Source organism: Dyadobacter alkalitolerans DSM 23607 (genome assembly GCF_000428845.1).
GTDB classification, from domain to species: Bacteria; Bacteroidota; Bacteroidia; order Cytophagales; family Spirosomataceae; genus Dyadobacter; species Dyadobacter alkalitolerans.
The window spans coordinates 532,804-549,510 of sequence record NZ_AUAS01000004.1 but is presented as its reverse complement, the minus strand read 5'-3'; the positions used below and the strand labels follow the sequence as shown (position 1 = coordinate 549,510).

At 43.0% G+C, this 16,707-nt stretch carries 22 protein-coding genes and 1 pseudogene; 14 read left to right on the top strand and 9 right to left on the bottom strand.

The window, feature by feature from the left end:
* Positions 1-285, bottom strand: a complete 285-nt coding sequence (locus G395_RS0111000; RefSeq protein ID WP_026629193.1) for a transposase — start codon at positions 283-285, stop codon at positions 1-3.
* Positions 286-342: 57 nt separating this feature from the next.
* Here G395_RS0111000 and G395_RS31665 point away from each other — a divergent pair.
* Together G395_RS31665 and G395_RS31655 are read left to right on the top strand one after the other, a co-directional pair.
* Positions 343-504: pseudogene (locus G395_RS31665) on the top strand (DUF4134 domain-containing protein); the annotation flags it as partial.
* 376 nt (positions 505-880) lie between these two features.
* Entirely contained in the window at positions 881-1,171 is a 291-nt protein-coding gene (locus tag G395_RS31655; RefSeq protein ID WP_084439545.1) for a helix-turn-helix domain-containing protein, read from the top strand.
* A gap of 732 nt (positions 1,172-1,903) precedes the next feature.
* Here the strand turns inward: G395_RS31655 and G395_RS0110990 are convergent.
* Positions 1,904-3,121, bottom strand: coding sequence for a site-specific integrase (locus G395_RS0110990; RefSeq protein WP_026630090.1), 1,218 nt, complete (start codon positions 3,119-3,121; stop codon positions 1,904-1,906).
* Positions 3,122-3,664: 543 nt separating this feature from the next.
* Positions 3,665-4,141, bottom strand: a complete 477-nt coding sequence (locus G395_RS0110985; RefSeq protein ID WP_026630089.1) for a helix-turn-helix domain-containing protein — start codon at positions 4,139-4,141, stop codon at positions 3,665-3,667.
* A gap of 120 nt (positions 4,142-4,261) precedes the next feature.
* Here G395_RS0110985 and G395_RS0110980 point away from each other — a divergent pair, with 120 nt between their 5' ends.
* The 6 genes from G395_RS0110980 to G395_RS31110 all read left to right on the top strand — a co-directional run bounded on the left by G395_RS0110980 (position 4,262) and on the right by G395_RS31110 (position 9,812).
* Positions 4,262-4,516: a hypothetical protein gene (locus G395_RS0110980; protein ID WP_026630088.1), complete on the top strand. Its 255-nt coding sequence runs from the start codon at positions 4,262-4,264 to the stop codon at positions 4,514-4,516.
* 35 nt (positions 4,517-4,551) lie between these two features.
* Positions 4,552-7,029 (top strand): DNA methyltransferase, encoded by a 2,478-nt coding sequence (locus G395_RS0110975; RefSeq protein ID WP_035360922.1) that lies wholly within the window; start codon positions 4,552-4,554, stop codon positions 7,027-7,029.
* A 114-nt stretch (positions 7,030-7,143) separates the two neighbouring features.
* Positions 7,144-8,037, top strand: a complete 894-nt coding sequence (locus G395_RS0110970; RefSeq protein ID WP_026630086.1) for a hypothetical protein — start codon at positions 7,144-7,146, stop codon at positions 8,035-8,037.
* The gene (locus G395_RS0110965) at positions 7,934-8,830 is read left to right on the top strand and encodes an ATP-binding protein (protein ID WP_157486666.1); all 897 of its coding nucleotides are present in this window, start codon (positions 7,934-7,936) and stop codon (positions 8,828-8,830) included. Before G395_RS0110970 ends, G395_RS0110965 begins: the two co-directional genes overlap by 104 nt.
* Entirely contained in the window at positions 8,827-9,291 is a 465-nt protein-coding gene (locus G395_RS29180; RefSeq protein WP_051350114.1) for a hypothetical protein, read from the top strand. Before G395_RS0110965 ends, G395_RS29180 begins: the two co-directional genes overlap by 4 nt.
* Positions 9,292-9,326: 35 nt before the next feature.
* Entirely contained in the window at positions 9,327-9,812 is a 486-nt protein-coding gene (locus G395_RS31110; RefSeq protein WP_051350113.1) for a hypothetical protein, read from the top strand.
* 11 nt (positions 9,813-9,823) lie between these two features.
* Here G395_RS31110 and G395_RS0110950 read toward each other — a convergent pair whose 3' ends face one another.
* From G395_RS0110950 to G395_RS0110925, 6 genes are all read right to left on the bottom strand, one after another.
* Entirely contained in the window at positions 9,824-10,360 is a 537-nt protein-coding gene (locus G395_RS0110950) for a hypothetical protein (RefSeq protein WP_026630084.1), read from the bottom strand.
* Positions 10,357-10,818, bottom strand: a complete 462-nt coding sequence (locus G395_RS0110945) for a hypothetical protein (RefSeq protein ID WP_211237765.1) — start codon at positions 10,816-10,818, stop codon at positions 10,357-10,359. Before G395_RS0110945 ends, G395_RS0110950 begins: the two co-directional genes overlap by 4 nt.
* Positions 10,819-11,089: 271 nt before the next feature.
* Positions 11,090-12,238: a hypothetical protein gene (locus G395_RS0110940; RefSeq protein WP_026630082.1), complete on the bottom strand. Its 1,149-nt coding sequence runs from the start codon at positions 12,236-12,238 to the stop codon at positions 11,090-11,092.
* A gap of 47 nt (positions 12,239-12,285) precedes the next feature.
* Entirely contained in the window at positions 12,286-12,645 is a 360-nt protein-coding gene (locus G395_RS0110935; RefSeq protein ID WP_026630081.1) for a DUF2158 domain-containing protein, read from the bottom strand.
* Between the two features lie 62 nt (positions 12,646-12,707).
* On the bottom strand, positions 12,708-13,145 hold the full coding sequence (locus G395_RS0110930) for a hypothetical protein (protein WP_169720025.1): 438 nt from the start codon (positions 13,143-13,145) through the stop codon (positions 12,708-12,710).
* Positions 13,146-13,261: 116 nt separating this feature from the next.
* Positions 13,262-13,891 (bottom strand): hypothetical protein, encoded by a 630-nt coding sequence (locus tag G395_RS0110925; RefSeq protein WP_026630079.1) that lies wholly within the window; start codon positions 13,889-13,891, stop codon positions 13,262-13,264.
* 272 nt (positions 13,892-14,163) lie between these two features.
* Between G395_RS0110925 and G395_RS0110920 the strand changes: the two genes are divergently transcribed.
* The 6 genes from G395_RS0110920 to G395_RS0110895 all read left to right on the top strand — a co-directional run bounded on the left by G395_RS0110920 (position 14,164) and on the right by G395_RS0110895 (position 16,685).
* Complete coding sequence (locus G395_RS0110920; protein WP_157486663.1) at positions 14,164-14,490, top strand: hypothetical protein; 327 nt, start codon at positions 14,164-14,166, stop codon at positions 14,488-14,490.
* 11 nt (positions 14,491-14,501) lie between these two features.
* On the top strand, positions 14,502-14,684 hold the full coding sequence (locus G395_RS0110915) for a hypothetical protein (RefSeq protein ID WP_026630077.1): 183 nt from the start codon (positions 14,502-14,504) through the stop codon (positions 14,682-14,684).
* A 64-nt stretch (positions 14,685-14,748) separates the two neighbouring features.
* Complete coding sequence (locus G395_RS31105) at positions 14,749-15,837, top strand: coiled-coil domain-containing protein (RefSeq protein ID WP_051350112.1); 1,089 nt, start codon at positions 14,749-14,751, stop codon at positions 15,835-15,837.
* Between the two features lie 44 nt (positions 15,838-15,881).
* Positions 15,882-16,010, top strand: coding sequence for a hypothetical protein (locus G395_RS32900; protein WP_262485394.1), 129 nt, complete (start codon positions 15,882-15,884; stop codon positions 16,008-16,010).
* Complete coding sequence (locus tag G395_RS32055; protein ID WP_157486661.1) at positions 16,007-16,177, top strand: hypothetical protein; 171 nt, start codon at positions 16,007-16,009, stop codon at positions 16,175-16,177. Before G395_RS32900 ends, G395_RS32055 begins: the two co-directional genes overlap by 4 nt.
* Before the next feature lie 49 nt (positions 16,178-16,226).
* Positions 16,227-16,685 (top strand): hypothetical protein, encoded by a 459-nt coding sequence (locus tag G395_RS0110895; RefSeq protein WP_026630076.1) that lies wholly within the window; start codon positions 16,227-16,229, stop codon positions 16,683-16,685.
* The last annotated feature ends 22 nt before the right edge of the window (positions 16,686-16,707 follow it).

Here is a 16,707-nt window from a genome sequence, read left to right as displayed (position 1 = left end):
TCATTTCCCCAAGACTTTTTTTAGGAAATCGACTTGTACTTGAAGTTCCCCGATCTTTGAGTATAGATCCTTTTCCTTGGAGTTTTCTGCTTCGCTAGCAGCAGGCTGCTCTTTGCTGAATACCAACTCGGCATTCTCAAGAAACTCGCGTTTCCAAGCTGTGATCTGAGTCGGATGAATCTCATACTTGGATGCCAAGTCCTGTACGGTGCTGACCTCCTTGATGGCCTCAATAGCCACTTTTGCTTTGAAGCTTGCGCTGAATTTTCTGCGTTCCTTTTTCATAGTCAACTACTAAGTTAAAAATTTAAGTAGCTGTCCAGATATTCGGGAGTATTATAGTATGCCATCGGCGCAGTACTCGGGCTGGTGGGCGCAGTGAAGGTTTTCCAGAAATGGAATGCCGGGGACAATGATACTGGAAAAGTCGCGGCTGCGTGGTTTGGAAGCTGTATTTTTCTGGTGGTAGTCGCTACCGTGCTGCAATCTTTCTTTGGCCTATAACTCAGTGAGTTCGGGTCTTCTGTTAGCAACTGTCATTCAAGAAAAACAAGGCGACCGTAATTTCTCCGTTTAAACTTAGTGGCTGACAATTAGTTTTGAAAGACAAATATTGAGGTAATAAATAAGGAAGTTTTACAAGTCTTACGGCGGGAGCTGCTCGAAGATTTAAAGCGGTTTCCTGCCAGCTCGAATAAGGCTCCGAAGAAATGGCTTCGAAGCGCTAATGCAAAAGGAGGATGCTGAACATCTCATCCGGTACGCATCAGAATCTGAGAATAAACGGAAGGTTAAAACATAGCAATATAGGAGGATCATTTTATTATGCATTCCAGGAAATCCAATCACTGGTGCTAGCTGATACAAAACGAACAAAGTGATGGAAAGATCAATAACAAAAATCTTTAACCGGATCCTTATTGACCGAAGAGTAAGGATCTGGCATGTGGGGACTTACCTTGCCTTGGTGCTGCTTTGGGATAAAAACAGGAAATCAAGTCCCTTTCAGGTAACTAGGCGGATGATCATGCAGATGTCCCGAGCAAAAAGCCCGTCGACATATCATAAACACTTGAAAGAGCTCGAAATATTCGGCTACATAAAATACTTGCCATCATACCATCCTAAGCTGGGAAGTAAAATCTGGCTGGTTGAATCAAAAGCTAATTGAAGCTTCACTTCCACGGCGACCAGCTTTGCTGATAAAAAAGAAAAGGGAGACACCCCCCCACTAGTTGAGGCTAATAGCCGCTGACGGTACACGAACATCCTCGACAATATTTATATATTGCGTTGAAAACACATTTACTCTTCCCTCCAAATCCCACAACACTTCCTTATTAAGTGCCATAGCAATCTCTATTAGCTTTTGAGCTGCGAATCAGCAATCGGCCTTGTTGCATTGATCGATAGTAGGTCCAATTAACACCCCAGCAAAAAGTTTAGCGTTTTCATGCTTGTAATCTAATCCGGCGTTGGTGATTGCCCTCGGCTACTATGGTACTGATCGACCACCTGTGCAAGCCCTTGTTTGGCTTTTTCCTTTAACAGAAATGACTGTACTTGTCTTTTCTTAAGAAAATTGATGTTGTGAGCCATAGATACTACATGTGAGAAGGTGGAAATGATTCTATTTATATTCCTCATGCTCATTTAAAAATATATGCTTGGCAACAGAAAAAGCCTGTTTAATAGTTGCCGTTAACAGCCAAAGGAAACGAAACTAGTGCCCCACTGAGTTCGCTGGTAAAACTTGTAGTACCTCAAACAATAGAAAAGCCGCCATTATGCCGTAAGCTTTTGGCGGCTTCTCACAATCCTCAGGTAATAGGGCCACTTATTTAGCTGCCCTTTTTGCCGAGTTTGTTTGTCAGACTTCTAACAATGCAATCATATAAGTGACCTAATATTTTGCACCTATAATCTCTGACAATCGTTGCATATCATCACTGACTTTTTTGTCCAGGACTTTCGCGTACAGCTGGGTCGTTTTCAGGCTACGATGTCCGAGCATTCTTGAAACCGTTTCAATTGGAACTCCATTTGAAAGCGTAACAGTAGTAGCAAAAGTGTGTCTTGCTAGGTGAAAAGTAATTGGCTCAACTATTCCACAAACATCTCCAATCTCTTTCAAATAAGCATTCATCTTCTGGTTGGAAAGGACCGGAAGTAGATGCTTGTCTAAACGCTCCAATTGGCTCTCGTACTTTTTTAGCAACTTCAAAGCTGGTGGTAACAGTGGAATTCGTGAGGCAGAGTCTGTCTTTTGACGTTTTATATTTATCCACATTTCACCTGAACGACCTTCGATTATATCCATTTTGCTAAGTTTTGCCACATCGGCATACGCAAGGCCGGTGTAGCAGCAGAAGAGAAAGATGTCTCTTACTTGTTCTAAGCGTGGGATCTCGAACACTTTATTCGCAACTGTGCGTAATTCGTGCTCCGTCAATGCAATTCGATCTACTTCGTGCTTTGCAAATTTGAAGGCAAAAAACGGGTCTTTCGCTATGATGTCATTTTTTACGCAAATGAGTACTATCTTCTTTAGGTTTGCCAAGTACTTCATTGTAGCATTGTGACCAACCTTTTTTACACCTTTTAAATAAAACTCGAAATCCGATATAAATTTGAAATTGAGTTTTCGGACATCAAAGTCCTTCGTTTTGTAGTTCCAGGTGATAAACTCTTCGGTGTGCCTGAGCGTGGTCTGATATCGCATATAGGTTGCGTGCGCATATTCTAAATTGATCAACTGTTTAACCTTGGCGTTATGTTCTTTAAATATGGTCAACAGCCCGATGATATTTTGATCTTCTCCCTGCCACTTCCGCTTAAAAATTTCAATACACATCAATAGGTCCTCCTTGATGATTTGCCGCTGAATAGCATAAGCTTTACCTGCCAAGGTTTCCAAAAATGCGTTGACTTCTTTAGCCTCTATTGTTGCGCCCTTCGCTTTTCCTGAGCTTGCTGACCACCTTTCCGGTGATACAGATTTGCCTGTTGCAACTTCAAACCTTGCTCCACCAATTGTTACCCGCATGTAAACGGGCAGTTGATTGTTTCGATTGATCTTTGATTGCCTAACCGAAAACAGAATTGTCATGCTTGATTCCATCTTTTTTTGTTTTAAAATTAGATATCTCATTTTGTTGAATCAAGATGTTCATTTGCTGCACATGTTATTGAATGACAAACAATTAGGTATATCCAAGGGACCAAAAAGGGACTAACAATCATAATGGGACTCAGTCCCGAATTCGTCCCTTTGCTATTGTTAGACTTTGAAAGATTTGGATAGCGAGCAGGAAAACAGAAAGCCCGCAAATCTTGATTTACGGGCCTATGCAGATTTTGAAACTTGTTGGAGTGGAGATGGAGGGAGTCGAAATCCATCTCTAATCAACTTATTTTCAAATACTTACTTTCCCGTATTTTTCTCAACCCCTAATTCCTCCCTCGGGTTTTGCTGCAAAATCTGCGGATAACAAAAAACCCGCAAATTGATTTTGCGGGTTTTTGTAAGATTTGATTTTTCAATCAGTGGAGATGCGGGGAGTCGAACCTACCCTTTTCACTCACTGGATTGGCGCATTTTTAAGATATGGTAGTCTTTTATGCAGCCTTTTCATTCAAATTGAAGCCCTTTCGGAGCAATCGCTTACTCTTCGAACAAGTCGCTTAAAGTAGGCGCTTTCACTCCTGGGATACGAACCGATATAGACTTGGAAGTACGTTTCCCTCTTAAAGACTTCATTGCATCTTTAAATTGGTGTTTACGTGTTTCTCTGTCTACATCTGGGCAAAGGATCGCACCCTTAGACTTTCCCATAAGCTCTGCACGGTACAGAGCTTTGATTGCTTTGTTTTCTGCGATAATACTGTCAGCCTCTTCTTTCGATAAAATCGATGTTTTTAGCATCGGGCCGTCTCCACGAGTCCACCACTCTGCAGACATCTCCGGAAATCCGTTCAGGATAGCCACTGTTGTTTTAAAGTCGGGCTGAGAAGAACCATTTAAGATATTGAAGTATGTCGCTCTACTTCCACCGATTTTCTCAACCAATTCCTTGACCCCTATACCATAGTGATCCATCAAAGCTCGCATTCGATCTTTTAAAATTGATTCATTTTCCATTTTTAGTCTATTTTGCTTGACTTTAAGTAAATTTGCTGTATCTTTGATTTACCTTCTAATGCAATTATAGACAATAATTGATTAAAATAAATTAAAATCCACTAAAATTAACCAAAATAGATGGAGAATGTAACTATTCGGCACACAGAGTATTTGGATCAGATGAGCATTCGAGATCTTCGCAAGAAGCTGACCACAAAGAGTAATTATGCGGAATTAGTGGTTGAACGAGCTGGTGAGTATGGTTTTGAATTGACGAAATACGCTGTCTATAATGCTATACAACGAAATGGCGGCGAGCACGAAGACGTCATTAAACGAGTGTTGATTTCAATTATAAGAGAGCGCGAGGATAAGCTTGCCGCTATTGTATAAGCACTTCCCCTGCTAATTCTAAAAACTACATAGTAATGAACTACCAAAACTTTTTGGAAGCCAAGATCCGTATTGCCCCAAAGACGGGTTTTGACATTCATCCGGAAGACCTCCATCCAATTTTAAAACCGCATCAGCGTGATATTGTCCAGTGGTCCATTAAAGGCGGAACTCGTGCAATCTTCGCAAACTTCGGCCTGGGCAAGACGATCATGCAGCTGGAAACACAGCGATTGATCCAATCATATAAAGGTGGAAACACGCTATTCGTTTGTCCTCTGGGTGTAAAGCAGGAATTTGAAAAGGATCGCAAGAAGCTCGGCATGCCAAAGCTGAAATATATCACCCGCACGGATCAGATCGAGGAAGGTCACCACTTTTACATCACAAACTACGAGCGGATAAGAAAAGGTGATATTGATGCCAGTCTTTTCGTATCTGTCACGTTTGATGAAGCATCTTGCTTGCGTAACCTAGAAACAGACACGACAAACGCCATACTCGATACGTTTGGCAATGTCCCCTACCGCTTCGTTCACACAGCTACGCCGTCACCGAATCGATATCTGGAATTGATCAATTATGCGGAATACCTCGGCATTATGGATCGCGGCCAGGCACTTACCCGATTCTTTCAAAGGGATTCAACAACGGCCGGTAACCTCACACTTTACAAAAACCGCGAAAAAGAATTCTGGTTTTGGATGTCGAGCTGGGCAGTGTTCATTACCAAGCCGTCTGATCTTGGCTATGATGACACAGGCTATGAACTTCCCCCGCTGGTTATTCACCGGCACATGGTCACTTTTGAACGTGAAGTGAAGGTGGATAAAAAGACAAAGCAAGCAACCTTCATTCCCGATTCTTCGAAAAGCTTGCCGGATGCTGCGCGGGAAAAGCGAAACAGCATGCCCTACCGAGTGGCAAAGATGAAAGAGATAATAGATCAGAATCCTGATGATCACTTTATCACGTGGCACCACCTGGAATCTGAGAGGCAGGAAATACAGAAAGCACTTGGTGAGGATTGTAAGTCGGTTTATGGATCGCAGAGCCTAGACGAGAAAGAGAAATACTTGACTGGATTCTCAGAAGGCGAATTCAAATATCTGTCAACGAAACCTGAGATCGCAGGATCCGGGTGCAACTTCCAATATCATTGCCACAAAGCAATCTTTGTCGGCATCGATTACCGCTTCAATGACTTTATCCAGGCAGTGCACAGGATCCTGCGCTTTATGCAAAAGCATCAAGTCGAGCTTCACCTGATCTTTACTGATGCAGAGCTTGAAATCTTGAACACACTGGAAGAGAAGTGGCATGATCACGTTCACCTGCAATCAGAAATGACCTCGATCATTCAGGAATTCGGTTTGAACAGTGACCTCTACCAGTATCAGCTAAAACGGGAGATGTTCACCGGCCGCAGAGAGATGCGCGGTGAAAACTGGATTCAGGTCAACAACGATTCAGTCGATGAATATGCCAACAAAGCGGACTGCAGTATAGGCCTCATCGTTACCAGCATTCCATTCGGCAATCATTATGAATACAGCGAGAATTACAACTGCTTTGGGCATAACGAAAGCAATGAGGAGTTCTTTAAGCAGATGGACTTCCTTGTGCCGCATCTTTACCGGACGCTTAAACCCGGACGCATTGCAGCCATCCACGTGAAAGACAGGATCCGTTACAGCTACATGAACGGAACCGGCTTTACAAGCATAGATCCTTTCAGCGACGACACGACGCAATGTTTCCGAAGGCACGGATTTCACCTACTTTCACGGATCACCATCGACACTGATGTTGTTCAGGAGAACAATTCAACTTACCGGCTATCCTGGTCCGAAGCATGCAAGGATATGACGAAGATGGGCGCTGGCCTTCCTGAATATGTCTTGATCTTCCGCAAGCCGCCAACCGGATCAGAGAACGCCTATGCCGATGAACCTGTGCAGCACTCGAAAGAGCAGTACACCTTAGCCCGCTGGCAACTTGATGCGCATGCCCACTGGAAAACCAGCGGCGAGCGGCTAATCGATCCGGAATACCTCAAAAAGCTTGATTTGTCGGACGTATTGAAGGCATGGAAAGCCATTGACACTACCGAGCGGTACGATTATCACAAACACATCGAAATCTGTGAAAAGCTTGATCAGGTTAGAATGCTACCTCGCACATTTATGGCCGTACCTCCCCAGGCACTGAGCACTGAGATTTGGGATGATATCAGCCGGGTAAACACCCTGAACAGCACGCAGGCCCGCCGCAATCTGGTGAAACACATTTGCCCTTTGCAGCTCGACATCATTGAGCGATGCATAGAACGCTATTCCAATCCCGGCGACGTGGTTGCAGATCCTTTCAATGGCATTGGCTCAACTGTCTATCAGGCCGTGAAGATGGGCAGATATGGCGATGGATGCGAATTGAAAACTGAATACTGGCAAGACAGCATTAAACACGTGCGGTCGGCAGACCTTAAACAGGCAGCATTAACCCTTTTTTAACACACTATAATGATTGAACTCAATAATATCCGTATTTCCCTAGGACTTACATGGAACGAGTTCTACTTGTGCTACTTGGTGCAAGATCAGACTAAATTGAGCGAGTACTGTACCATGTCCCGCAATCAGCTGGCTGAAAATTTGGGAGTTTCTAAGCAGGCAATCATCGACCTGGTAAAGAAACTTGACCGGATAGGCTACGTCACAAACGACACCGGCAAGTTGAAATGCACCGGAAATTGGTCAAGAAACTTTACCGAAGCATTGGAATTCAACACATCGAGTGGTAAAGAAACTTTACCGGCTTCGAACTCCGTCGATAAAGAAACTTTACCGTTGTCGAATTGCTCTGATAAAGAATCTTTACCGGCAGGCGATCAGACGGTAAAGAAAGTTGACCACTTACAAAAGGATAGTGGTAAAGAAACTTTACCGGCAGATATTCCAGCGGTAAAGAATCTTTACCAACAACAGCCGGAAAACATTGCATTAAATCAAGAAGCGGTAAAGAAACTTTACCAAGACGGTAAAGAAACTTTACCGGCAGAGCCATCAAGCGACCTATATATACATACTAAAGAAGAATTATTAAATAAAGAATTATTAACTGAAGAAAAAGAAAAGGGGTCTGGGGAAAAACAAAATCCATACCTACTGACTTTCAAAGACGGCATTGCCACTTGTGAAGTGCTGCGCGAATCCTGCAAGCAATTCAATGCTGAACATCCGGACGAATACCCGATGGAGATGTACAAGAAGTTTATCCGCTACTGGTCCACTCCCGACAAAAAGAATATCCCCAAGTGGTACAAAGAGCTCAAATCAAAAAAGGGCACGTGGCACTTGCCCGGCAGGTTGGTAACGTGGCATGAGAACGATCTTAAATTTAACAAAAGCACTTCCAATGGAAAATCAAACCAACGAGGCGGCAGCACGCTCCGCCCTACGTCCATCGCTGAACCATCTAAGCGAGTCGGAGCTGGTAACGTTGCGCACGTGGAATTCTAGCGATTATGTGATGCCTGAGCTCACAGAAGAAGAAGAATTTGCAGTGCGCGAAGTTGCGGTCGCTATGGCCATTGCCAAAGCAAGGCAGGAAAAAGCGCAAAAGGAGTACAATGCCGCCTACGCCAAAAAGGTCAATCAAGGTCCTGTATTCCCAGACATGGACAAATTCAAGTTCCGCGACATAGTGCTGAAAATCGGCCAATCCCGCTCATTGGACAAATCATGGCCGGATCCGTTCAGTATTGACGAAGAAAACAAAGGCGTGGTGAACACGATCTGCATGTATTTCACCGGCGACATGGATTTCTTGAAGCTTAGCCCGGACTTTTCATTCTCGAAAGGCTTGTTGATCATCGGGCCGATTGGATGCGGCAAGACGGAGCTGATGAAGATTTGCAATGAAAACCCGCGTCTGTCATACTCCCAGCATGATTGTCAGGATATTGTTGATGAGTTTACAACCAAAGAAATCGGCGAGGCTGTTTTCGATAAGTACTGCGGAAGTCCGGTGAACAAGAGCACAGAAAAATGCTTTGGTCAAATTCATTTAGGGAGATTCTTTGACGATTTAGGTTCTGAATCCCTCGGCAACCACATGGGAAACATTCGTAATGTGATGGGCGAGATCATCAGGATCCGGCATAAGGAATTACCGCGCCATTTCACGCACTTCACATCCAACCTGGACATGGACGCGCTTAAATCCTTTTACGGCGAGCGAGCCGCTGATCGATTAAAGGAAATGTGCAATGTCATTGAATATCCATCCACCGCAAAGTCGAGAAGAAGATGAGCACATTGACACACAGAGATTTGGTCGATTCAGCTTACAACTGGGTTTTGAAAAAGAGCTGCGGTTTCGCCTTTAAAGAGCTTAAAACGCTTCAAACTGAATGCGCTGACGTCATTGGATTCGGATCCTGGAAGCATAGCATTATGATCGAATGCAAAGTATCCCGGTCAGATTTCTTTGCAGATCGCAAGAAACCATTCCGTATGTTTCCAGAGAGAGGAATCGGACGATACCGGTTCTATTGCTGCCCTACCAACCTATTGAAAGTCTCAGACCTACCAGTACAATGGGGGCTGATCTATGTGGATGAAAAAGGGAAAGCCCGCTGCGTTCATAATCCATACACGAATACACCAGAGGGATTCGGATGGAAAGGCGGCTTCGAGCCGAATGAAGATGCGGAACGTTCTTACATGTACAGCGCATTACGCCGGCTACACCTTCGCGGAAGGATAAAGTAAATTTACACCGATCCGAGCACAATCAGTCTGTTAATATGAAATTCATCCCGCGCCCAAACTGCCATACACCAAATGTTGTGGCCATCGACCCGGACCTGAATGCATCAGGCGTTGCAGCATGGCATTATCCAACACGGACCTGGACAATGGCAAAATCTGTCAGCATTGAGAATATTCTCGACGCCTTGAAGGAGTTGGATCCAGCCGAGACCACGGTTTACATTGAAGCCGGATGGAAGATCAAAAAGAGCAATCTACGCGGCGGCAATTATGCCACAGCTCAGGCCAAAGCCCGAAACGTTGGAGAAAACCATGCAACCGGTAAGCTGATTGCAAAGATCATTCGAAAGGCTGGTTTCATCGTGCATGAGTTCTCGCCACTAAAAAAGGGAATATTCAAAACTATGGAAGGATATTGGACTGATCACGGCCGTCGATACGTGGAAAAGGAATCCGGATTATCCCACCGGATGAATGATGATGTCAGGGATGCGATTTACACCATTTTACATTTTAGATAATGAATCCGAACTTAATTAATCTTTTTGTCCTGATCCTCGGATTTTTGTGCGGAATCACCGCCGGGTATAATCTTGGTAAGAGTTCGCGCAGATAAACTGTCAGATAAAGTTTTCACTTGCTGATTCAATGCAACATTTTGAACATCAGACATGTATTTCCCTATTGAAAATCCAGCTCCAAAAACAACAAACCCTACGCTTAATATGGTGCCCCAAAACTGGATTGGGGCAAGATTGCTCATGATATTTTTCTTGGATTCTGCATCAAATGCTACAAGTTCGATTGTTCTACCGCAATTTAAAAGGAACTGCTTCATGTCCGATACATTGTCATTATAACGGAGTTGGCGATTGCTCTTTTCTTCTAGCGGAACATACTGCAAAGCAAATGAAAACTGATAAAAATAGAAATATTCATTGGAGCTCTTTCCAAAAATTCTTTCAATAAGCGAGCCCGTTTGAATGATCCATTGATCATCATGATTTTTTATTTCATCCAGTTTCTCTTTTTGCTCGAACAGCAGTTTTTTAGCGGTACGCTTGTTCATTCAATACGTTTTGTTGCATTAGTTTGAGTCTTAGCATCTACAATTAGTCGTTGTATTTTTAGATAAGCTAAGGAATCTTTCAACTGATCTATCTGGACATTCAGTACATCAATTGTTGAATCGCGACCTTCGAGCCTATTTTCGAAATCTCGTCTCGCTTCTTCGCGCTGATCTTGTTTTCTCTGATATTGGAGTGCCTGCCAAGGTATGTATATCAGAATTATTCCTGAAATTAATGCTAATAGTACTTTAGCTATCCCAAATGCCCCCTTGATGGCCTCATGGGCAGATTCCTTTCGACATCCTCCATCCTGAAAAAAAACATCGCCACCAGGTGTCCGACTAACAATATAATCAGATCCGTCCCTGTCACTGACATCAAGCAATTTGACAAATCCTCGATCTCTTAAATATTCACAATGCGCAAGCGACTCCGAAAATTTTAGATCTTCAATCATACTCGATATTGAAGATGCTGAAACTGAACCCTTACGCGGCGTTATAGCCAGGATACCATCTAGAACTTTACTTTTTCGACTACTAAATGAAGTTATGTACCATTGTAATAGATAGTTTTGATTTTCAATCATTGCCAATATAGGAACCTAAGGTCGTTCATGAAACAGAATTTTTAAGGCCACTTTATGCTTGTGGATATTGTATCGGATCGTTGATCGGTTATTGGCGGCAAGGCACATCAAATGGTAAACTACCTGATGGGATGTTTCTTTACTCGCTCATGCTAGTTTTGGGCCTACTGTTCGTCGATCTCAATCTGGATTTAACTGAATGTTGGCTATTATCTAAAACCCACCGTATACCTTCTAAGAAACTTCGGTCCGATTGATCTCCCATTTTTAAGCTTTCTAAACCGACAGTCGACTCGCCCTTTTTTAGTACAAAATTCCGTTCATCAGTATGAAGGCTTTTTAATACTTCATGCACCAGCTTTTTATCATTGTAGAACATTGATGTTTTCAGAGACAAATACTTCAGTTCTAGATTTGTGATCTCGTTCTGGAAATATTTTATGTCATGTATCGTTGCCCTGTGTAATCTCAGAAAGAAAAATGAAAACAATTCTACAAAAATTACCGTCGACAATCTGGGTGAGTAGTACCTGATGGCTTCATAGATTGTAGTGAAAGTCTCTGTTCTATCAGCATACGTTGAATAAAGTATAAACATTGCCCCGACCGATGTTGCACATCCAATAGCTAAATTTACACTCGCTTTTTGTTCCAACTTTCTTATCTGTTGAATCATTCGATCCTTTGAGTTGACTATGTCTTGCTCGATATCGATCAGTTGTACGCTTTTGTTAGATATAAAATCTTGAAATGAAACAGGGTCTGATGTAACCTGAACCGAGGAAATAATATGCTTTAATTCATCCTTTATCTGGCTAAGTAATTCTGATTTTTCGGCGTCCGAAAATATTTTGCTCGGTGCATTATCAGGGATATTGGTTCGGTCACGAGTAAGTCTGATAAGCTCGTTCAATTTCTCATTGATCAGTTTGTCGTTTTCTTCTTTTTCAAACGTCTTTGACAGGATCGAATTCCCTGTAAGGAATGAATAGATAGACAAGCCCAAAGCGCTTATCCCCGAACCAATTAGTATCGTAGTGAACGTACCTAACTCGATTTCATTCATGGAATACAGGGCGGCAATTCTTGTGCGGAAACCATAGAGAATAAATGTTATTATCAATACAGTATTCCATGTAAAATCGCTTCGAAGCAGTCCGCGTAACGTTACCACTATAATTCTAGGTAGTTCCTTTGATGGTATTGGTTCGGTGTTAGACATTTTGGTCAGATGATATTGATCAAGGGTTTTCAAGATTGATAATTTCGCCCTGTCCTTCGTATTCAACTAGCATTTGTTATAATGTTTAAATGAATATCTATTTCTGAGTTTTATTATAATTTTATCTTAGTTAATATTTGCAACCTATGCGATTCCTTTTTGAATGCTTTAGAATCTTCATCCCACCACATACAAAAAATCCCTTTATCGGCATCGCGGGTGCTAACTACAACCATCTTTGGACCTACTTCTGTCTTAATTTGAACTACATCTCCCTCTGATATTACGAATGGCTCTTTCGGTTCGCCCACTAATTTCGCCAGCAAATAAGTTTCAATCCGTTGGCTATAATATTTGCCCGCAGCAAACCACTCACAAAGAACATCTGTGTATTCTTCGTTTTTTCTTATTCCACTAACAACCATCCATGGGCCTGCCCCTGATTTTAGCTGCACTAAATCTCCAATTTCCATTTATTAAATTGTTTCGTTAAAATTTTCAATCTTTCAGCCCGAAGTCCGCGTTCAGCTTGTTGCTAAGAATTCATCATTCCTGCCGCCGAATCACCGATCGACCCAACGCTTGCTATTATACCTAAGTACTCCCCGATTTTTTTTCGAATATCACCAACTTGCTGCTGCTGCGGGCCATCAACTCGCTCTAATTTCTCAACCTCCCAAAGTAGCTTTTCGACATTTTTTTGAAAAAGCTCATATCGACCATAAAAGCCGCCATGTTGAATGAAATCGTGAGCATCGACATTTAAAGAAACTAGCAGAAAACTAGCTGCCAATGTCGCCTGTGAGTCACATTCGACTAGTTTCATTCGGCCAAATTGTTCAATGATACCTAGTAACTGCCCTCCGGTAATCCCGTGTATTAAATGGCTTTCAGTTATGACACGCTGATCGCCCACCTCAAAATTCTCGACGAGATAGCGAAGTACTAGATCTTTAACCTCTGCTGTTATCATTCTCATAGTCTGATTTAACTGTTTTTATAATTTGTCCAGTCAACCTAGTTCAGTTAATTCACATTCAATCTTCCAGCCCGAAGTCCGCTTTCAGGTTGTTGTAATCTCAGTAATTTCTAATCATACAGGTCATCTCCACGTTTCTTGTTTTTAGTTTCCATGAAAATGGTTTTGAAACTGAAAATATATTCAAGCACCTTATCCTCAATTTTGATTGGAAGCACAACTCTCATTGTTTGACCAATAAGATCGGGAATGTATTCGACTTTGGTTGACATTATTCCCTGCTTAACCGGTACTAAAGGCTCTGCCTTCCATCCGCCATATTGACCCGACACATATCTCGTGTAAGATGTAGGGGCAATTAAATCTGACAATGTAGTATTCTTATAAATGGAAGTAGGCGGCTGGGAGTTTTCCCTATCAATCATCTTAACGCCTTTATGAAAAATACGACCAGACTCGTTGGACATCGAGATGTACGCTGCATCATCCCAAATTATCTTAATTGTCTGATCTGACTTATTTGTCAACTCAAACCCTATTTGTGAATAAGCATAATCCCAATCGATTTTGATAAGCGGGTCTTCATAAACTGAGGTCACAGTATCAACATTGTGATCCTCTGGACCATCCACCGAATGCAAGTATACTGAATAGACACCTTCCCTTCGGTCCTTTTTTTGCGCTAGGCAATTGAGGCAAAATATCAGAGCAATCGAAAGTAGTAGTAGAGTTTTTATCATCAATGATCGACGGAGGTTTATAGTAACTGGGAGTAATCTTACTAAAACCTCAAATAATATCAAAATAGTATTTGCGGTAACATTTTGATTATCAGACAGCAAAGTATACTACAATAAACTTTAAGTCTTTTTTCATAAATTATTAGTCTATTTTGCTTGACTTTAATCTATTTATATTTATCTTTGTACAAGTCAAACGCAAAAAGACTTACGCTAAACCAAAAAGACACCCGGCAGGCAAAGCCACACCGGATGTGCTAATTATAAAAACTATGACAAAGTTAATCAAATCAGACTTGCAAGCATTGAGCCTTGCAGACTTCACCCAAGAGCTTTACGAAAGCTTGGTTCTTCCTTACGAAAAGGATAGCATCGTTCGCGGCAACCTGATCACCGTTGAAGTTGAGACGGAATACATGACGATCAAACTTAGCATTGCAGTTCAATTCAACGACACAGTTGAATCACTTAGAGAGCGCTTTGACGCTCAGCTTGCTGAAAACATCGACGACTTCGAAAACTACGAGCGTTGGGCACGTGACAATTACGAACACGCCTCAGTGATCCAAGGACGTGCATTTGATTCTCTAACCTGCTAATCTCAATCATCATGGAAACTCTCGAATTACCAGCAGTATCAGAAGAACAGAGATTAGAAGAGCTATCAAAAGCGATGTGGGATCTTGTGAACGCCTACTCATTCGACACTCAGGAAGGTAAAAGCAAACACCTGGCTATCAGATCCACCGTGTTAATGTCAATTTACCACACCACCGGCGTAATGCCGAGATAAAGACAGCCGGGAAAGACCGGCACCCCTTTCCATTTCATCCTTTCAACTCCAACCATTATACGTCATGTCCGTAGAAGTACTCGATTTGCCCAAAACTGACGACAAGCTCGCGCCGATCACCAAAGTGAAAACTGAAATTGCCCGCATGCGTAAAGCATTTTCAGGCCTAAAAATCAAAGATGTCAATGACCGGCACGGCCTGCTTAAAGTGTCCACCGCCCGTAAAGAGGTCAAAGCCGTTCGGGTGCAGGTTGAGAAAGAGCGCAAGACCCTGAATGAAGATGCTTTGAAATGGCAACGCCAAGTTAACGAAGCAGCGAAAGAAATCACCAGCGAGCTGATCGAAATTGAAACTCCTTTGCAGGAAATGGAAGATGCTATCATTGACGAAAAGCAACGGATTAAAGAAGAAGCTGAGCGCGTTCGTAAAGAGAAAATTCAGAACCGTGCGCAAGTTGTCACTTCATTCCAGGGTGTGACTTTCAACGGTTTGTCTTACTCGCTTGGTGAAGTGAAGATTGATCACGCTGATCTTGAAAGCCTGCCAGACGATAAATTTCAGACCGAGATTGAAAAGCTCGAAGCGGAGTATCAAAGCATTTTGGAAGCACGTCTCGAAACTGAAAGACTGGCAAAAGAAGATGCTGATCGCCTTGAAGCGCAACGCCTTGAACAGGAAGCAGCTGCCGCAGAATTGAAACGTCAGCAAGATGAGATCGCAGCCGAACGCAAAAGGCTGGACGACGAAAAAGCAGAGCACGAAGCGGCTTTAAAGCGTGAGCAGGACGAAAAGGATGCTGAGGCCCGCCGCCTGAAAGCAGAAGCCGACGCCAAGGAAGCGGAAGAAAAAAGGCTGGCAGAGATTGAGGCTGCCCGTGTGGAAGCTGCGGAACAGGCGCGTGTCGCCGCTGAATTGAAAGCAAAGCAGGATGCAGAAGCCAAAGCCGAAGCAGATCGCCTTGCCAAGGAAAAGGACGCCCGTAAGAAAGCGCGTCGTCCGGATTTGGAGAAGTTCACCGATATGACAAATCAGATCAAGGTGATCCTTGACAGCTTCACGTTCACCACGGAAGATGGTAAGAATGCGCAGGCTGACTTCAAAACAGGCGTTGAGTTACTAATCAAAGCAAGCCCATTAACCAAGTCTGAATAATGCGCACCGCGATTATCCTCATGCTGCTGCTTTGTCTAGCATCAATGGCAGATTCCCTCGTGGAGTCTGTCATCGATCACCTGAACTGGACCGACCTGATTACGCTGGGAATTGTACTGTTTGCCGCGCTTTTCATTTACACCGTCAAGAATGCTCAAACACGTGAGCGATGAAAGAACCGAACAACCATTGGATCATGATCGTGTACCTGTACTGGCTCTTCCAGTTCATCTTGATCGTGGCAGCTGCATGTGTGGTGATCCTTATTGTAACTGCGGTTTTTGGCCAGACGACGATCATGAGTGTGATCCAAACCGCCATGCATCTGATCAACGTATAAGCATAACCGCACTCAAGAATCCAATCTCTAAATCATAAATTTTATTTCAATGAGCACAGTCGTAAAAACTGCCGAAACAACCGAAGTAGCAGTATCTCGCCCGATGGGCCAAATCTTTGATCTGACAAGATCCGTTGTTGATCTGCCAGACCTTTCCAAAGCGGTCGAAATGCCGCTCGACCTGATGTCCGATTACTGGACACCAGAAAATCCGGGCGAATCAAAGTACGTATTCTTTGACCGGATCGATGTCTCGCAAGTGCTAACACAGGATGACAATCCGGTTCTGATTGATCTGGAATGCGCATACTTCCTTGAACAGGATAAGAACCTTGAAATTAAGTCTGTTCGCAACGGATCAAAAAGGCTTGTCGGTGCATTACTCGCACAAAACGTGCAACGGGGAACCGCTTTGAAGGTGACCTATGTCGGCAAGAAAAAGAACCGTAGTAACGCGTTCAAGTCAGACAGCTGGTCAATTAAGCCGCTAATTCTCAACATCGATTAATTCACTTGGCAGGGTTTAAAAG